Source organism: Actinomyces sp. Marseille-QA0893, assembly GCF_976954355.1.
In genome coordinates this window covers 163582-181000 of record NZ_CDRJSY010000004.1, presented here as the reverse complement: position 1 = coordinate 181000, position 17419 = coordinate 163582, and the positions used below count along the sequence as shown (strand labels likewise).

Genomic DNA, 17419 nt, shown 5'->3' with positions numbered 1-17419 from the left:
AAGAAAGGAGTGTGGATTATGGCAGACGATTTTCTCGGATCCGTAGTTGCGATCGTCGCAGTAGTCTTCGTCCTCTTTGTAGCAATTTCGCTGCTGAGAGCCGTCCGAATTGTTCCCCAGTCTGAGGCTTTCGTTGTTGAACGCCTCGGTCGTTTCCGCTCAGTTCTACACGGCGGTTTTCACCTTCTGGTGCCTTTTGTTGATCGTGTTGCAGCGCGAATCGACCTGCGTGAACAGGTGGTGAACTTCCCCTCACAGTCGGTCATTACTGCAGACCAGGCTATGGTCGAGATCGACTCTGTGATCTACTTCCAGATCACTGATCCTCGGAGCGCGACCTACGAGGTTGCTAACTTCCTCCAGGCGATCGAACAGCTCACCGCGACAACCCTGCGTAATCTCATCGGCTCCTTGGACCTGGAAGAAACCCAGACCAGCCGCGAATCGATTAACAAGCAACTCCGTGGTGTTCTTGACGAGGCAACCGGCCCCTGGGGTATTCGCGTGACACGCGTTGAACTCAAGTCGATTGAACCGCCGCCGAACGTCTTGTCCGCTATGGTGCAGCAGATTACTGCTGAGCGTACGAAGCGTGCAACGATTTTGACTGCTGAAGCAGAGCGTGAAGCGCAGATCAAGAAGGCTGAAGGTGCAAAGCAGGCTGCCGTCCTCGCGGCCTCGGCACAGCAGGAAGCGCAAGTGCTGCAGGCTCGGGGTGAGAAGGAAGCCCTCATCCTCCAGGCTGAAGGTGCTCGCCAGGCACAGATCCTGCGTGCACAGGGCGAGGCGGAGGCCATCTCTGTCGTGTTTACGGCCATTAACCAGGGACAGGCTACGCCGGAACTGCTCTCCTACAAGTACCTGGAGATGCTGCCCCGTATTGCAAATGGTCAAGCCTCGAAACTGTGGGTGCTGCCCTCAGATCTCACCGGTGCCCTTGACGCGATCTCAAAGGGCTTCGGTCGTTCCTAAGGAAGACAGATGAAACAGCATCAGGAACAAGTCCTTCGTAGCGTTGCTCAAGAAGACATTCGTCTGATTCGTTTATGGTTCACGGATGTCGCAGGAGTTCTTAAATCGGTCGCCATCGACCCGGGAGAACTCGAAGAGGCATTTGCTGAAGGGATCGGATTCGATGGTTCTTCAATCGAAGGACTGACTCGTGTCTACGAATCCGACATGCTTTTACGTCCTGATGCTGCAACCTTCCAACGGTTACATAACAAAGGTGAGGGCGACGTCCACGGAAGAATGTTCTGCGATGTTCTGACTCCCGATGGGCTGCCCTCTCCCGCCGATCCCCGAGGCGCGCTCGAACGCGCGGTTCAGCGCGCCTCGGAGATGGGGTTCTCGGTTTTTGCGCATCCAGAGATCGAGTTCTATCTTTTACGCCAGCCCGTGGATATCAACCACCTCGAACCCGTTGACCAGGCTGGCTATTTCGACCATGTCACGCGCGGGCTATCCAACGATTTTCGCCGCAAGATTGTTCATGCCCTGGAAGATACGGGAATTCAAGTTGAGTTCTCACATCATGAAGCGGGTCCTGGACAAAATGAGGTGGATTTGCGTGCGGTTGACGCGCTGCGCGCTGCTGACAACATTATGACGGCGAAGACCCTCATCGAAGAGGTCGCACTCTCGGAGGGAATGCTCGCAACCTTTATGCCCAAGCCTTTTGCCGATCAGCAAGGTTCGGGAATGCACACGCACCTCTCGCTTTTCGAAGGTGATGAGAACGCCTTCTACGATCCTTCGGGACGCTACCAGCTTTCCGAAATTGGGCGCTATTTCATCGCTGGCTTGCTTCACCACGCGCGTGAGATTGCAGCAATTACCAACCAACACGTGAATTCCTATAAGCGATTGTGGGGCGTGGGAGAAGCGCCTTCCTTCATCTGCTGGGGACACAATAATCGCTCGGCACTCGTTCGCGTTCCGGCATATAAGCCCACGAAGACCACCAGTGCGCGCATTGAATTCCGAGGCCTCGATCCAGCTGCCAACCCCTATCTTGCCTTCGCTGTACTTATTAGGGCCGGACTTGATGGCATCGAGAAGAAAATGTCACTTGCCGACGAGGCCGAAGACAATGTCTGGCAGCTCAGTGATACCGAGCGACAGATTTTGGGAATTCACCCGCTGCCTTCGTCTCTTTCTGATGCTTTGCGTGCGATGCGCGAATCAGAACTCGTCGCTGAAACTTTGGGTGAGCAGGTTTTTGAGCACGTTTTGCGTGAAAAAGAGAGTGAGTGGCGCGAATACCGTCGTCAGATTACCCCCGGGGAATTGCGGCAATTCCTTAAGGTCAATGGATGATCTCTGACCAGGATCTTCGTCGCTGGGGAGTACATCAACCCGAGCGCGTCCGTGCGCTTCTCGACGAGAGTGGTCTGCTTATTGAAGATCTTGGCCATGCTCTTGAAAAGTGCGCGGATATCGAACAATTCGCGCTCGTGTGCGCGCGTGCTGCTGATCAGTGTCCGCAACTCATCGAGGCCTTGAATTCTGATGCCGAGGCCGCGTGTCGATTTGCCGCGGTCGTAGGCTTTTCCTCGTGGTGGGGTGACTACCTCCTACAGCACCCCGATTTTTTGACGATGCCGCCACCGCCAAGCGGCCTCGGGATAGTTGAGTATCTGCGCCAGGTACTTCCGCAGGGTTGGGAAGAAGATTGCGCAGGCGAAGACTCAAACGCGTGGAGCTTTGCGGCGTGCGCCATGCGTAGCGCTTATCGGCGCGCACTCTTTGAGATCGTTGCCGACGATCTCTTGTCCCCAGATCCCTGTGCTCCGCAGCATTTCCAATCAGTTGCTCGTCGGATTTCAGATCTCGCAGATGCAGCCCTTGAAGCTGCTCTCTACATCGCGCAATGTCTTGAAGACAGGTGCAGGCAGATCCCTCTATGTGTCATTGCAATGGGGAAAACGGGGGGACAGGAACTCAACTATATTTCCGACGTTGACGTCATGTACGTCCTCGGTGATTTTCCCGCTCAGCAAAACGGGGGAGAGTCACAAAGCGCTGAAATGCTTGAACGTGCGACCAAGATGGCCAATATCATCAACGCAGTGTGCTCAAGTCCGGCCAGTGAAGCACCCCTGTGGAGTTTAGACGCAAATCTTCGTCCAGAAGGGCGCGATGGTGCGCTCGTGCGTACCCTCGATTCATTCCAAAGCTATTGGAAACGTTGGGCTCAGAACTGGGAGTTTCAGGCTCTTCTTAAAGCGCGTCCCTGCGCGGGGGACCAACGCACAGGCGAGGAATTTCTACGGCTTGCCTCTCCCTTCATTTGGGAGGCGTCTGCGCGTGAGGGATTTGTTGATGAAGTTCGCAGTATGCGCCTGCAGGTCGAGCGTTCCGTTCCAGAAAAGAATCGGGATCAAGAACTCAAACTCGGCGTCGGCGGATTGCGCGATATCGAATTTTCTGTTCAATTTTTGCAACTGGTCCACGGCAGAAACGATGAGCGTATTCGCCAAGCCTCAACCCTAGATGCGCTCGAAGCACTGAGCGCCGAGGGATACATTGCCCGCAGCGACGCAGCAAGCTTGCGCGAGAGCTATGCCTATCTGCGTACTCTGGAACATCGCTCGCAACTATTGCGTATGCATCGGACGCATAATCTTCCGCATTCTCAATCTCAACTTGAGCGCCTTGTGCGATCTTTATATGGCACTGATACAAGCACGCATGATCTTCACGAGCATTTGCGTTCACTTCGCCGACATGTACGCGCTCTTCATCATTCTGTCTTCTTCAGGCCGATCATTGCAGCCAGCGCGCAGGCCGATGATGACCTGATCCGTTTGGATCCGCAACAGGCTATGGAACGTTTGCGGGCACTCGGTTATCTGGACCCACGTAGCGCTATGGGGCACATTCAATCTTTGAGCACGGGAACCAGCAGACGTGCGATGATTCAACGCCACTTGCTTCCAGTGCTTTTATCGTGGATTGCCGATGGGGCAAACCCCGACATGGGTTTATTGAACTTTCGTGTGCTTTCCGAAGAAATCGGCGACTCGCACTGGTATTTGGCGCTTTTGCGAGACAGTGATTTCGCTGCGTCGCAGCTGTGTCGAGTTCTTTCTGCTTCCGAGTGGCTTGGTGCGCTTCTTCGTCTCTTTCCCGAGGCGGTGTCCTGGCTTGATTCGCCAGAGTTACTGGAGACTCCATCTCAAGAAACCCTTCGCGGACAGATGCTTGCAACCGCAAGGCGCGCGGCCAGCACCGAGGACGCTGTCGAAAAAATCCGTTTAATTCGGACTCGAGAAGTACTTCGAATCGCCTTGCGGGAAGTTACAGGGAACACTTCGGGCATCGGTGAAGCGCTCTCGAGTATCGCGGATGTTTGCCTTCAATCCTCGCTTGAAACACTGATCGAACGGGAAGCAGATGAGTGTGGGGTGCACGGCCTAGAGCTGTGTGCTCTGGGGAGCTACGGTGCGCAAGAATTAACGTACACCTCTGACCTTGATGTCATCGCAATCATGAATGACGAGGCCAGTAGTGAAGAGGCGAGTGTAGCTCACACTCTTTTGACTCGACTTAAGCAACTGCTCGCGCGTCCCAGCAGGGCACTTACTGTGGCCCTTGATTTCAACTTGCGTCCGGAAGGAAAGAACGGCGCCTTAGTTCGCAGCTGCGATTCCTACATTGATTATTACCAGAAATGGGCGCAAAGCTGGGAAAAACAAATGCTCGTGCGCCTTCGTCCCCTTGCAGGTGGGCCGAACGCACATCGTTTATGGGAGTTCGTCCAAGATTACTGTTATTCGAGTTCTCTGAGCGCTGCAGAGAGACAAGAAATTCAGCTCATGAAGGTGCGCGTTGAACGCGAACGAATTCCCGGTGGAATCGATCCGCGAATGCATGTAAAGCTCGGGCCAGGTGCCCTATCGGATATCCAATGGCTCGTGGAGCTCTTCCAACTGCAATGGGGATATGACGATCCTTCTCTTCGAGTTGCTTCAACCAAATCTGCCCTTGATGCATTGTGTAAAGACGGACATCTATCTTCTCAATCCTACAATCTCATCGAATCAACATGGACGATGGCACAGCGTCTTCGACGCTTGAAAGTAATCGCAACAGGCCCATCGGCTTCCAAGAATGATGTCCTGCCATCGAATGCTGATCAACTCGTTGCTTTGGCAATGCTCATGGGATATTCGCGTGAGAGTCGCTCCCAGATGATTGATCAGTGGCTGGCCGCCTCACGCAAAGTCCGCACGCTTTTTGAGAAACTGTTCTGGGATATCACCTAGGAGAAGAGAAAACGCGTGAAGTTAGTACTTATTCGGCACGGACAAACAGCAGCCAATCTCTCGGCGGCATTGGATACGCGGCTTCCCGGACTTCCCCTGACAGACCTCGGGCAATCACAAGCCCAATCGCTGAGCGAACGCTTCTCCAAGGAAGTTGGAGATCGCCTCGATGCCCTCACAGTTTCAGCAATGACGAGGACGCGGCAGACCGCAGCGCCCCTTTGTGAACGCTATGGTGTCAAACCCCAGGTGAGCGCGCAGATCCGGGAGGTCTCTGCAGGGGACTTTGAGATGTCGTCTTCCCCGGTCGCGATCCGTGTTTATGTTGAAGCCTGCTATGCATGGATGAACGCCAACTTTGCTCATCGCATGCCTGGGGCAGAAGACGGATACGAATTTCTTGGTCGCGTCGTGCCGATTATCCGTGATGTCATGGAGCGTGCTTACCTCTCCGGGGGAGACGAGGGAGTAGGCGGCATTGTGGCGCACGGCGGGTTAATCCGAGTTCTTTCCGCCGTGCTGAGCGAAGACATTCGCCTGGGTGTGAGCCCCACCCAGTTCATGTCAAATACCGGAATGGCGGTTTTTGAGGCCAGTATTCAGGAGTTTCGTCAGCTGGGAGTCGGTGAAGTTGCCAATCTGAAGGCATTGAGCTGGGACGGGCATCAACTGGGCTAAGGCGCGCAACCCCTCCACGGCCTCGGCAATTACTCTTCGCGGGTTGGGGAATCTGAAGGCATCGGGGAGTCAGAGAAATCGCTGACTTCGTAAGGGAAATTTCTGTATCTGAGATAGTCGATGAGGAACTGCCTGTGATCTGCGCACGCGAGCCACTTTTTCGTGCGGCCGGTGTGAATTTTAGGATTCGACCACTCAATGAGAAATTCCGCGGGATTCTCACACTCTCGCGTTGAGCACACCGCGTGCTCAATACCGTGTCCCAAAGCCATGGCGAATCCTCCCACGATGATGCGTCTGTTTCGCAGTGCAAGTCCACTGACAGATCTGTGGCATTGTCCCATAAAACGCGTGCCCGGTGGGGAAGTTTGTAGATGCGCTGTAGACTGACACAGTATTAATCCAGCCCAAAAGGGAGAAGTAATGTCGGGACACTCTAAGTGGGCGACTACCAAGCACAAGAAGGCGGCGATTGACGCCAAGCGCGGTAAGCTCTTCGCACGACTCATTAAGAACATTGAAGTTGCTGCTCGTACAGGTGGTGGCGATCCTGCCGGTAACCCCACCCTTTTCGACGCTATTCAAAAGGCGAAGAAGAACTCTGTTCCCGCAGACAACATCGAGCGCGCCATCAAGCGCGGCTCGGGTGCAGAAGCAGGCGGCGCAAACTACGAGACCATCATGTATGAAGGCTACGGCCCCAATGGTGTTGCTTTCCTCGTGGAGTGCTTGACCGATAACCGTAACCGTGCAGCATCCGATGTTCGCCTTGGTTTCACGCGTCAGGGCGGTTCTCTTGCCGATCCCGGATCTGTTTCCTATCTCTTCTCAAGGCGCGGCGTCATTGAGGTTCCTGCCGCTGAGGGCGTTGATGAAGACCGACTGATGGAAGTTGTTCTTGACGCTGGAGCAGAGGAAGTTGAAGACCTCGGTGAGGGTTTTGTCATCGAGTGTGATCCCAGTGATGTCGTTGCGGTCCGCACTGCGCTGCAGGAAGCCGGTATTGACTACGATTCGGCCGAAACTCAATTCGTTGCCTCTACCGAGGTTGAACTTGACCTCGAAGGCGCTCTTAAGGTCAACAAGCTGATCGATGCACTCGAAGACTCAGACGACGTGCAGAACATCTACACGAATATGTCTCTTTCCGACGAGGTGCGCGCCCAGCTGGAAGAAGAGGAGTAAAGGATGACTGAGCAGACGACCACACGCGAGGTCGGAACTCCGCAGGTGAAGCGGGGCATGGCTCAGATGCTCAAGGGCGGCGTCATCATGGACGTCGTTACTCCTGAGCAGGCAAAGATTGCCGAGGACGCTGGCGCAGTCGCCGTTATGGCACTTGAGCGCGTTCCCGCTGATATCCGCGCTCAAGGTGGCGTTGCCCGCATGTCTGACCCGGATCTCATCGACGGCATCATCAATGCCGTTTCGATCCCGGTCATGGCAAAGGCTCGCATCGGCCACTTTGTCGAAGCTCAGGTTCTTCAGTCTTTGGGCGTCGACTACATCGACGAGTCAGAAGTTTTGACCCCTGCGGATTACTCCCACCACATCGACAAGTGGAACTTCACCGTTCCCTTCGTCTGTGGTGCGACCAATCTTGGCGAGGCTCTTCGTCGCATCAACGAGGGCGCCGCGATGATTCGCTCCAAGGGCGAGGCCGGCACCGGCGATGTATCGAACGCGACCACGCATATGCGTAAGATCCGCGACGAAATTCGCCGTCTCACCTCACTGCCTGAAGACGAACTCTACGTTGCCGCGAAGGAACTGCAGGCTCCCTATGAGCTGGTCGCTGAGGTTGCTCGTGAAGGACGCCTTCCCGTGGTTCTTTTCACCGCTGGTGGTATTGCTACTCCCGCGGACGCTGCAATGATGATGCAGCTCGGCGCAGAAGGCGTTTTCGTGGGCTCCGGCATCTTTAAGTCCGGCAGTCCCGCGAAGCGTGCGGCTGCAATCGTCAAGGCAACGACCTTCTACGATGATCCCGCCGTGATTGCTGAGGTTTCCCGAGGCCTCGGTGAGGCAATGGTGGGTATCAACGTTGACGATCTTCCCGTCGACCATCGATTGGCTGAACGCGGATGGTAACGGTCGGCATCCTTGCCCTTCAGGGCGATGTCGCAGAACATGTGCGGGCGCTGGAAGAATCCGGCGCCCGCGCTGTCCTTGTGCGACGTCAAAGTGAACTAGACGCTGTCGACGGCCTCGTTATTCCCGGCGGGGAATCGACGACCATGTCGAATCTGCTTCTGTCTTTCGGCCTCTTCGATCCGCTATCGAAGAAAATCGCGGAGGGGATGCCCGTTTACGGGACCTGCGCGGGAATGATTATGCTCGCTACGCATATCCTTGACGGTCGAGACGACCAGCGTTCCTTTGCTGCGATCGATATGGTTGTGCGCCGCAATGCTTTCGGGCGGCAGGTCGATTCGTACGAAGAAGATCTTTTCATCGACGGGATTGAAGGCGCGCCTTTCCCGGCGGTCTTTATCCGTGCTCCCTGGGTTGAGTCGGTCGGCAATGACGTGAAGGTTCTTGCCCGCGCGGGGAATCTGCCTGATGGCCCCATTGTTGCTGTTCGCAGCGGCCAGGCCATGGCAACCTCTTTCCATCCAGAGATCGGCTCAGACTCACGATTCCATGACCTTTTCGTACGGATGATCCGCGGAGAAGCCTGAAGATGCGGGTATTGGGTATAGACCCAGGTATTACGCGGTGTGGACTCGGCGTTGTAGACGTCGATGCGACTCGTCGTGCCTCGATGGTTTTCGTTGGCGTTGCGCGTTCGTCAAATGAGCTTGCTCAACATTTTCGATTGGCGAAGATCGCCGATGCGATTGATCGCGTCATTGGGCTCTACCATCCTGAGGTGGTTGCCATCGAGCAGGTTTTTGCGCAAGACAATTTGCGTTCCGTTTCGACAACAATGCAGGTTATGGGCGTAGCCCTTGCTGCAGCGGGGCGCGCGGGGCTGCCGATGGCGATCCATACTCCATCCGAAGTGAAAAGTGCCGTCACGGGAAACGGCAATGCCGACAAAGCGCAAGTCCAGCATATGGTTGCTCGTATTCTCGGATTAGATAAGCCGCCCAAGCCTGCAGATGCTGCGGACTCCCTCGCGATAGCGATCTGCCATGCGTGGCGGGGGACCGGACTTCTTGGAGCTCGATCGGATTCGACGGTTGCAGTTTCCTCTTCAGGAAAGCTCTCTGCGCGCGGACAGCTGACTCCCGCACAAGAAATGTGGGCACAAGCGCAAGCGGCTCAGCGCCGCACCGGCGCGGTCGATCCCAGGCGGCGGCGCAGCTAGGGTATCGTACGTATGTTCGGTCCCATCGATTTGAGGTGAAGTCATGATTTCCAGAGTTCTCGGCACAGTGGCGCAAGTTGGCGTCGACGATGTTGTCGTGGTCTACGGGGGACTTGGCTTTAAGGTCTTCATTGTTCCGCCCTTGGCAAGCGAGTTGCACAAGGGCGATGAGGTTGAGCTCTACACCCACTTAATTGTTCGCGAAGACGCATTGACTCTCTATGGTTTTAAGACCGAAGAAGAACGAAAAGTCTTTGAAATCCTTATGTCTGTGACCGGAATTGGACCTCGAATTGGACTAGCCGCTCTGTCTGTCTTCAGCCCGAATGATCTGCGCCGAGCCGTTGCTGATCAAGATACTGCAACGCTTTCGCGCATTCCGGGAGTTGGAAAGAAAGTCGCCTCGCGAATGCTCGTCGAATTGGGCGACAAACTTGGCCTTCCCGCGCAGCTTCCCGAGGCCTCGGCCCCCTCAGCCGGGGTGGTTGAAGCAGAAGTGAAGGCCGCGCTCATCGGGCTTGGATGGAATGAAACAAAGGCGGAGAGCGTCCTGTCTGAGCTCGGTGGAAACGGGCTTAACGCTTCCGATCTTTTGCGGGCTGCACTCATGAAGCTGGGAGGCGCTAATGGCCGATGAATTTGAGCCCTCGATCAACATTGTTGCTCCGGATGCTGGAGAACTTGAGAGGGCTGCCGAGGCTGCGCTTCGTCCCAAGCGTCTCAGTGAGTTTGTTGGTCAAAGTGTCGTGCGTGATCAGCTTCAACTGGTGCTCGACGCAGCTCGTGCACGAGGTGCGAGCGCTGACCATGTGCTTCTTGCTGGCCCTCCCGGGCTAGGAAAAACGACCCTAGCCATGATTATTGCAGCGGAGATGGGAACCTCACTGCGACTGACTTCTGGTCCCGCTATCCAACATGCCGGTGACCTTGCGGCGATTTTGTCCGGCCTTCAAGAAGGCGATGTCCTCTTTATTGACGAAATCCATCGTCTTGCGCGCACAGCCGAGGAAATGCTCTACCTGGCGATGGAAGACTTCCGCGTTGACGTGGTGGTAGGAAAGGGACCCGGGGCAACCTCAATTCCTTTGACCCTTCCCCCCTTCACTGTCGTCGGAGCAACGACGCGATCGGGGCTTTTGCCGGCGCCTCTTCGCGATCGTTTCGGCTTTACGGCACATCTGGAGTTTTATTCGACTGAAGACCTAGAGATGGTCGTGAAGCGTTCTGCTGATCTTCTCGCTACACCCATCGATGCACAGGCTGCCCATGAAATTGCCTCACGCTCTCGAGGCACTCCCCGTATCGCAAACCGTCTACTGCGGCGAGTCGTCGATTTTGCGCAGGTACGTGGAAATGGGCAACTCACTCTTGAGGCCGCTCGGGGAGCTCTCGAGCTTTTTGAAGTTGATGCCTTTGGTTTGGACCGACTTGACCGCGCCGTTTTGGATGCGATGTGCCGTCGTTTTGCCGGGGGACCAGTGGGACTGACCACTTTGGCTGTCACGGTTGGAGAAGAAGCAGAAACTGTCGAGACGGTTGCGGAGCCCTATTTGGTGCGTGAAGGCTTCATTTTGCGGACGACACGCGGGCGCATGGCGACGGCGAAGGCTTGGAAACACTTAGGGCTTACTCCGCCGCCTGAATCGACGCTTTTTGAGTGATTTTTGTGAACCCGGACGGTATGTCACCGAAAACCAAGCGTAGCTATTAGACTGTATGCGGATAGTTATCGTGCGTATCTGCCCCTAGAAGAAAGACACACCGTGGATTATAAATTCCTGCTCTTCCTTGCCATCGCAGTCGTTGCCATGTTTGTGATGAATGCTCGTGCCCGCAAGCGCATGATGGAGCAAGAAAAAGAAGCAGAACGACGTCGCAACGAAATGATGGTTCCGGGTGCGTGGGTTCGCATGCGCTGCGGATTCTGGGGACGCTTTGTTGACAAAGACGGCGAGATCATCATTCTTGAAACTCCCGGCGGCTCCGAAACCTACTGGGATCAGCGCGCAGTTCTTGAAGTTGCTGAAGAACTTCCCTTCCAAGGCAGTGAGTCTGACAACCAGGACGATACGCAAGAAGAGCCGGAAGAAGAACCTATCCTCGGCTTGGATTCGCAGGAAAACCCCACCGACACGAAGTAATCCCCTAAGGGACCCAAAGGCAGCCCATCGTGAAAACTCAAAAGCGTCATCCATGGCGCGCACTCTTTACTCTCATCTTTATTTTTGTTCTCGGGACAGCCTCGCTTGTCGTCGGAAAACTGACGAACAAGGGTGCTTCCTACACTCCTTCCTTGGCTTTGGACCTGCAAGGTGGAACGCAGCTCATTTTGACCCCAGTTTCGACGGGACAGGGCGACCGAGAGGTTACTGAAAGCGATATCACCGAGGCGATCAACATCATTCGCCAGCGTATTGACGCATCCGGTGTGTCTGAGTCTGAGATCTCTTCTCTGGGTTCGAGCAATATTTCTGTGTCGATTCCCGGTACTCCTTCCCAGGAAACCTTGGATTTGATTCGTTCGTCTTCGCAGATGAACTTCCGTCCGGTTCTGGCGATGCTTCCCGCAGTCAAGCAGTCGGAGGGAACACCTACGCCTTCTGCAAGCCAGGGTGCGGAAGTGACGAGTCCTCAGAACAGTGAGTCTCCTTCTCCTTCGGAGTCTGCATCGGCGTCTCAGAGCGCTTCTCCTTCGGAGAGCGCATCGCCTTCGGCGTCTGCAAGCCCGAGCTTGGTCACTACCGCACTGAGCGAAGAACGCGCTAAGGAACTTGCCGATATCAATAAAGACGGCGTTCTTTCTGATACACCCAGCGAGAATCCAGAAAGTAACTCGGATCTGAAGTGGGCCACGGAGCAGGCTCGCTATGACCTTTTCACTTTGGACTGCACCACTGCTCGTGGCGGACGCACCGAAGCCCCCGCGGATAAGCCCTACGCTGCTTGTGACGCGGATGGGAACATTAAGTACCTTCTTGGTCCGGTTGACGTTTCGGGTGCCAATCTTGCCGATGCAAGCGCCGGAATGGGCGTGAACCAACAGGGGCACACGACCGGTGAATGGATCGTAAACCTCACGTTCAACGACGAGGGTGCGAAGCAATTCGCTGAGGCATCGAAGCGGCTCTACGATCTCAGCCAAGATACTGAGGGCGGTAAGAGCTACGGCAAGCCTGATCGCAACCACTTTGCGGTGGTGCTGGATGGACAGGTGATTACTGCTCCCTCGATGAATGCGGTCATTACGGACGGTAAGGCCCAGATTTCGGGTAACTTCACCGCGAAGACTGCCTCAGCCTTGGCCAACCAGTTGCGCTTCGGTTCTTTGCCCTTGAACTTCGAAGTTCAATCGGAACAGCAGATTTCTGCAACGCTCGGCTCTGAGCATCTTGAAAAGGGTCTGTGGGCTGGCCTCATTGGTCTGCTTCTCGTTGTCCTCTACATGATTTGGCAATACCGTGGCCTTGCCGTTATTTCAGCAGGTTCGCTGCTTGTCGCAGGATGCCTAACCTATCTGGTCATCACGGTTCTTTCATGGGCCGTTGGTTATCGATTGTCACTTGCTGGCATTGCGGGCTTGATCGTTTCTGTCGGTGTTACTGCGGACTCCTTTATCGTCTACTTCGAACGTATCCGAGATGAAGTCCGCGATGGACGTCCACTCAGTGCCGCGGTTGATGAAGGCTGGGATCGTGCGAAGCGAACCATTTTGGTCTCCGATGCGGTCAACCTTGTTGCAGCTGTTGTTCTCTACGTCCTCGCTGTCGGTGGTGTTCAAGGCTTCGCCTTCACCTTGGGTGTGACAACGGTCGTGGACTTGGTCGTGATCTTCCTCTTCACGCACCCCATGATGGAGCTTCTCATTCGCACCGAGTTCTTCGGTGGGGGACACAAGCTCTCGGGTCTCGATCCCGAGCACTTGGGTGCACGTTCGGCAATTACTTATGCCGGCCGAGGCCGTGTGGTTGTTTCAGCGCAGGGTTCCGAATCTGAGCAGCTGGGCGCAGATGGTGAAGTCATGTCACTTGCCGAGCGCAAACGTGCTGCCCGTTTGGCGGAGCAAGAAAAGGCGGAGGCAACTGCCACACCTGAGGTTTCGGACAAGCAGGAGGGAGAAGACCAATGATGAGTTACGCGCAGTGGGGCAATGCCCTGTACTCGGGTGAGAAGTCATATGCGATCGTTCCTAAGCGTCGGATCTTTGTCCGAGCTGCTTACGCCGTTATTGCTGTGTGCATCGTGTTGATTGCCATTCTTGGCCTCAACCGTTCATTCGAATTTACCGGCGGTTCGCAATTTACACTGACCGGTCTGACCAACACCTCGCAGCAGCCGGCATACGATGCAATCCAGAAGGCCAACTTGGCCTCTGAAGTTCGCGTTTCCTCGGTGGGTGTCGACGGTATCCGTGTTCAGACGGAATCCTTGGATTCTCAGAAGACTCTTGCGGTTCGCGAGGCTTTGGCTCAGGCGTACAGCGTCAACGCCAGCGATGTTCAATCCGCTTCGATTGGCCCCTCTTGGGGACGTGACGTGACGGCGAAGGCTGCTCAATCACTGATCATTTTCTTGACTCTTGTTGCCGTTTTGATGACGGTTTACTTCCGGTCATGGACAATGTCGGTTGCCGCGATTTTTGCGCTCTTCCACGATATTGCGATGACTCTTGGCTTCTTCGCGGTTACCCGCGTTGAGGTTTCGCCGGCAACGGTCATCGGCTTCCTGACAATTTTGGGCTACTCACTTTACGACACCGTCGTGGTTTTCGATAAGGTTCGTGAGCTTACCAAGGGAATCAATGATCAGAACCGCTACACCTATGGCGACATGGTGAACTTGGCTGTGAACCAGACGATGGTTCGTTCACTGAACACCTCCATCGTTGCCTTGCTCCCGGTCGGATCCATTTTGATTATTGGATCTTTGCTTTTGGGAGCGGGAACGTTGACCGATATTTCACTTGCACTGTTTGTCGGAATGATCGTCGGCACGTACTCGTCAATCTTTATCGCTTCGCCTTTGCTGGTTATGCTTGAAGAACGCCGTGCCTCTACAAAGGAACACAATGAAATTGTTGCCCGTCGGCGTGAACGCGACGGCGGCAGCAGCGACCATGTCCGCGTTGCACCGGTCCAGCCCGGTCGACGCCTCGCAAATGATGCCCAACCCAAGAGGAAGAAGGCCCGCCGATGAGCGCTGAGCTCGGCAAAGTTGTCAGTGATTTGGTCTTGAGCCACTTGCGAGAGGTTCAAGATTTTCCCGAGGAAGGGGTGCTGTTCCGCGACATCACACCGCTGCTTGCAGACGGAGAAGCCTTTGCGAAGCTCATCGAGCTCCTCGCAGATCACTACCGCGGTCGTATTGATGCAGTAGCAGGTTTGGAATCACGAGGCTTCATCCTCGCTGCTCCCTTGGCTACCGCTCTTGGAATTGGCATGATCACGGTCCGAAAGGGAGGCAAGCTTCCCGGTCCGGTGATCGGTATCGACTACGATCTCGAGTACGGAAGCGCACGTATGGAGCTCAATCCGGGCCTCGTTCGTGAAGGTGCACGTGTTCTTGTCGTCGACGATGTGTTGGCGACGGGTGGAACTGCAGCGGCATCTGTGAAACTGCTTGAGCAGTGTGGTGCGAAGATTGAAGCCGTTGCTATTTTGCTTGAGCTTGAGGCTTTGAAGGGACGCACAAAGCTGGAGCCTCACGTGAAGGTTGAAACTGCTGTCGTTTTCTAATTCAGGCCTTTCATTCCCGCAGATCACTTGTATCATTGAGGAATGAGTGAGCAAAAAGACGATGTGACCCGGCCACCCGCGGCCGGGTCACGTGTGCGTTCAGGACTTGTATGGTTCGGTGCTCGTTCAAAGACGACGACACCCGAGATTGAACCTCTGATCCGCGCCCTCCGTGCAAATCACCCGAAAGCCGATATTTCACTGATCGAGCGCGCGTATCGTACGGCAGAAAAAGCCCATCGCGGGCAAATGCGTAAGAGCGGGGAACCCTACATTACTCACCCGGTCGCCGTCGCCACGATTTTGGCTGAGGTCGGTATGACCTCGCCAACGCTTGCTGCTGCTCTTTTGCACGACACCGTTGAAGACACTGACTACAGCTTGGAACAGCTCACCGCAGATTTTGGTCCCGCAATTGCACAGCTCGTCGACGGCGTAACAAAGCTCGACAAAATCCGTTACGGAGCAAACGCCCAGTCGGAGACTCTGCGCAAAATGATTATCGCGATGAGTCGTGACATCCGTGTTTTGCTCATCAAACTTGCTGATCGCCTCCACAATGCTCGTACCTGGCGTTTCGTACCTGTCGAATCTGCAAAGAAGAAGGCGCGCGAAACGCTTGAGATTTACGCTCCGCTGGCACACCGCCTCGGAATGAACATGATCAAATGGGAGCTTGAAGAGCGCTCTTTCAAGGTCCTCTATCCCGAAATCTACGAGGAAATCGATCATCTCGTTGCCGAGCGCGCTCCTGAGCGAGACGTCTACCTACGCGAAGTAATCACCCAGATTGAAGAAGATCTACGCAGGTCCGGGACTCAAGGCACCGTGAGTGGGCGACCTAAAAATCACTATTCGATCTATCAAAAGATGATCGTCCGGAATAAAGCCTTTGATGAGATCTTTGATCTGGTCGCGGTGCGCGTGCTGGTTGAGACAGTTCGCGACTGCTATGCGGTTTTGGGAGCGCTTCACGGTCGATGGAACCCGATTCCCGGGCGCTTCAAAGACTATATCGCCATGCCGAAGTTCAACTTCTATCAGTCGCTGCATACGACGGTGATTGGTCCCGGTGGGCGTCCGGTTGAGATTCAGATCCGCACCTACGAGATGCACGAGCACGCCGAGCACGGCGTCGCCGCACACTGGAAGTACAAGCAGAATCCGAACGCGAATTCGCTTGAGTCGGATCGAATGAGTGCTGACGAACAGATGAACTGGCTTCGGGCGCTCGTCGATATGGAACGGGAAACCGGCGATCCCGAAGAGTTTTTAGATTCTCTTCGCTACGAGATTTCCGGTGAAGAGGTTTATGTCTTTACCCCCAAAGGCGAGGTCGTTGTCCTTCCGCGAGGGGCTACGCCGGTTGATTTCGCCTACACGGTGCACACCGAAGTCGGCCACCATACGGTCGGCGCGAAGGTCAATGGGCGCCTCGTCCCCCTTGATACTCGGCTTGAATCCGGGCAGACCGTTGAAGTTGTCACTTCAAAATCTGATAAAGCGGGTCCGTCGCGAGACTGGCTGGCCTTTGTTGCATCGCCTCGAGCGCGCTCAAAGATCAAGGGCTGGTTCTCGCGCGAACGTAAGGAAGAGGCCGTCGAGGCGGGCAAGGAACACATTGCGCGTGCTATGCGTAAGCAGAACTTGCCTCTGCAGCGTTTGATGAGTCATGACTCACTGCTCTCTGTTGCTACCTCTTTGGGATATCCCGATATTTCTGGACTGTATGCAGCCGTTGGTGACGGTCATATTTCCGCGCAAAGCATCGTCACGAAGCTCGTTGAAAACCTCGGTGGGGGAGACGGAACGGAGGAAACTCTCTCCGAAGCGATTACCCCCGGAAGCCATCGATCGACAATTGGTGAATACAGCGCAAAGGGACAGGGTGTCTCTGTCGCGGGTATGAATGCCAATGACGTTTGGGTCAAGCTTGCACGTTGCTGCACGCCCGTACCGGGCGACGAGATTATCGGCTTCATCACCCGCGGCCAGGGCGTGTCAGTTCACCAGAGTTCATGCCCCAATGCGATCCGTCTCCAGGGACTACATCCGGAGCGCTTCGTGGAAGTGTCGTGGAGCGGTGAGCACTCACATGCCCAGTATCTCGTTCAGATTCAGACCAAAGCCTTGGACAGGCCAGGACTCTTGGCTGATATGACGAAGGTGATGACCGATTATCGCGTGAACATTCTTTCGGCATCGACGGTGTCGACGCGTGATCAAGTTGCGACGGCGCGTTTCAGCTTTGAATTGGCAGAGATTAGCCACCTCAATGCCGTGCTATCTGCTTTGCGTCGGGTTGACGGGGTTTTCGAAGCGGTGCGAGTATCGACCTCTGCGGCACAGTAACCGCGTATCGCTTCGTGGAATCCTAGTGAAACGTCACACCTTTTTTTATGAGTTTGGCGGCTATTTCATTTAGG

Annotated in this window: 15 protein-coding genes; all 15 read left to right on the top strand. The window is 55.1% G+C overall.

Translation table 11 applies throughout. The features are described 5' to 3' along the window. Positions 1 to 18: 18 nt before the first annotated feature. Entirely contained in the window at positions 19 to 972 is a 954-nt protein-coding gene (locus ACWNMW_RS06340; protein ID WP_034503507.1) for an SPFH domain-containing protein, read from the top strand. Between the two features lie 9 nt (positions 973 to 981). After that, positions 982 to 2319, top strand: a complete 1338-nt coding sequence (locus ACWNMW_RS06335; RefSeq protein ID WP_034503504.1) for a glutamine synthetase family protein — start codon at positions 982 to 984, stop codon at positions 2317 to 2319. Continuing rightward, positions 2316 to 5270: a bifunctional [glutamine synthetase] adenylyltransferase/[glutamine synthetase]-adenylyl-L-tyrosine phosphorylase gene (locus tag ACWNMW_RS06330; RefSeq protein ID WP_449490389.1), complete on the top strand. Its 2955-nt coding sequence runs from the start codon at positions 2316 to 2318 to the stop codon at positions 5268 to 5270. The genes ACWNMW_RS06335 and ACWNMW_RS06330 overlap by 4 nt, the downstream gene beginning before the upstream one ends. Before the next feature lie 15 nt (positions 5271 to 5285). After that, a complete protein-coding gene (locus tag ACWNMW_RS06325) occupies positions 5286 to 5948 on the top strand; it encodes a histidine phosphatase family protein (RefSeq protein ID WP_449490388.1) in 663 nt (220 codons plus the stop codon). A 423-nt stretch (positions 5949 to 6371) separates the two neighbouring features. After that, positions 6372 to 7133, top strand: coding sequence for a YebC/PmpR family DNA-binding transcriptional regulator (locus tag ACWNMW_RS06320; RefSeq protein WP_034503495.1), 762 nt, complete (start codon positions 6372 to 6374; stop codon positions 7131 to 7133). A 3-nt stretch (positions 7134 to 7136) separates the two neighbouring features. After that, complete coding sequence (gene pdxS, locus ACWNMW_RS06315) at positions 7137 to 8039, top strand: pyridoxal 5'-phosphate synthase lyase subunit PdxS (RefSeq protein ID WP_449490387.1); 903 nt, start codon at positions 7137 to 7139, stop codon at positions 8037 to 8039. Then, on the top strand, positions 8033 to 8629 hold the full coding sequence (gene pdxT / locus ACWNMW_RS06310) for a pyridoxal 5'-phosphate synthase glutaminase subunit PdxT (RefSeq protein WP_299060714.1): 597 nt from the start codon (positions 8033 to 8035) through the stop codon (positions 8627 to 8629). Before pdxS ends, pdxT begins: the two co-directional genes overlap by 7 nt. A 2-nt stretch (positions 8630 to 8631) precedes the next feature. Further along, on the top strand, positions 8632 to 9261 hold the full coding sequence (gene ruvC, locus ACWNMW_RS06305) for a crossover junction endodeoxyribonuclease RuvC (RefSeq protein ID WP_449490386.1): 630 nt from the start codon (positions 8632 to 8634) through the stop codon (positions 9259 to 9261). Positions 9262 to 9304: 43 nt separating this feature from the next. Then, the gene (gene ruvA, locus ACWNMW_RS06300; protein WP_034503484.1) at positions 9305 to 9898 is read left to right on the top strand and encodes a Holliday junction branch migration protein RuvA; all 594 of its coding nucleotides are present in this window, start codon (positions 9305 to 9307) and stop codon (positions 9896 to 9898) included. After that, positions 9888 to 10922: a Holliday junction branch migration DNA helicase RuvB gene (ruvB, locus tag ACWNMW_RS06295; protein WP_314212612.1), complete on the top strand. Its 1035-nt coding sequence runs from the start codon at positions 9888 to 9890 to the stop codon at positions 10920 to 10922. Before ruvA ends, ruvB begins: the two co-directional genes overlap by 11 nt. 102 nt (positions 10923 to 11024) lie before the next feature. Then, positions 11025 to 11402, top strand: coding sequence for a preprotein translocase subunit YajC (locus ACWNMW_RS06290; protein WP_034503479.1), 378 nt, complete (start codon positions 11025 to 11027; stop codon positions 11400 to 11402). A gap of 29 nt (positions 11403 to 11431) precedes the next feature. Continuing rightward, the gene (gene secD / locus ACWNMW_RS06285) at positions 11432 to 13387 is read left to right on the top strand and encodes a protein translocase subunit SecD (protein ID WP_295894651.1); all 1956 of its coding nucleotides are present in this window, start codon (positions 11432 to 11434) and stop codon (positions 13385 to 13387) included. Beyond that, positions 13384 to 14454, top strand: a complete 1071-nt coding sequence (gene secF / locus ACWNMW_RS06280) for a protein translocase subunit SecF (RefSeq protein WP_034503474.1) — start codon at positions 13384 to 13386, stop codon at positions 14452 to 14454. The genes secD and secF overlap by 4 nt, the downstream gene beginning before the upstream one ends. Beyond that, positions 14451 to 14993, top strand: coding sequence for an adenine phosphoribosyltransferase (locus ACWNMW_RS06275; protein ID WP_449490385.1), 543 nt, complete (start codon positions 14451 to 14453; stop codon positions 14991 to 14993). The genes secF and ACWNMW_RS06275 overlap by 4 nt, the downstream gene beginning before the upstream one ends. A gap of 42 nt (positions 14994 to 15035) precedes the next feature. Beyond that, the gene (locus tag ACWNMW_RS06270) at positions 15036 to 17345 is read left to right on the top strand and encodes a RelA/SpoT family protein (RefSeq protein ID WP_449490384.1); all 2310 of its coding nucleotides are present in this window, start codon (positions 15036 to 15038) and stop codon (positions 17343 to 17345) included. The last annotated feature ends 74 nt before the right edge of the window (positions 17346 to 17419 follow it).

What these genes read in the sequence shown, in the direction of transcription:
- ACWNMW_RS06340 (WP_034503507.1), top strand. Translation starts at nt 19, where the DNA reads ATGGCAGACGATTTTCTCGGATCCGTAGTTGCGATCGTCGCAGTAGTC.
- ACWNMW_RS06335 (WP_034503504.1), top strand. Translation starts at nt 982, where the DNA reads ATGAAACAGCATCAGGAACAAGTCCTTCGTAGCGTTGCTCAAGAAGAC.
- ACWNMW_RS06330 (WP_449490389.1), top strand. Translation starts at nt 2,316, where the DNA reads ATGATCTCTGACCAGGATCTTCGTCGCTGGGGAGTACATCAACCCGAG.
- ACWNMW_RS06320 (WP_034503495.1), top strand. Translation starts at nt 6,372, where the DNA reads ATGTCGGGACACTCTAAGTGGGCGACTACCAAGCACAAGAAGGCGGCG.
- pdxS (WP_449490387.1), top strand. Translation starts at nt 7,137, where the DNA reads ATGACTGAGCAGACGACCACACGCGAGGTCGGAACTCCGCAGGTGAAG.
- pdxT (WP_299060714.1), top strand. Translation starts at nt 8,033, where the DNA reads ATGGTAACGGTCGGCATCCTTGCCCTTCAGGGCGATGTCGCAGAACAT.
- ruvC (WP_449490386.1), top strand. Translation starts at nt 8,632, where the DNA reads ATGCGGGTATTGGGTATAGACCCAGGTATTACGCGGTGTGGACTCGGC.
- ruvA (WP_034503484.1), top strand. Translation starts at nt 9,305, where the DNA reads ATGATTTCCAGAGTTCTCGGCACAGTGGCGCAAGTTGGCGTCGACGAT.
- ruvB (WP_314212612.1), top strand. Translation starts at nt 9,888, where the DNA reads ATGGCCGATGAATTTGAGCCCTCGATCAACATTGTTGCTCCGGATGCT.
- secF (WP_034503474.1), top strand. Translation starts at nt 13,384, where the DNA reads ATGATGAGTTACGCGCAGTGGGGCAATGCCCTGTACTCGGGTGAGAAG.
- ACWNMW_RS06275 (WP_449490385.1), top strand. Translation starts at nt 14,451, where the DNA reads ATGAGCGCTGAGCTCGGCAAAGTTGTCAGTGATTTGGTCTTGAGCCAC.
- ACWNMW_RS06270 (WP_449490384.1), top strand. Translation starts at nt 15,036, where the DNA reads ATGAGTGAGCAAAAAGACGATGTGACCCGGCCACCCGCGGCCGGGTCA.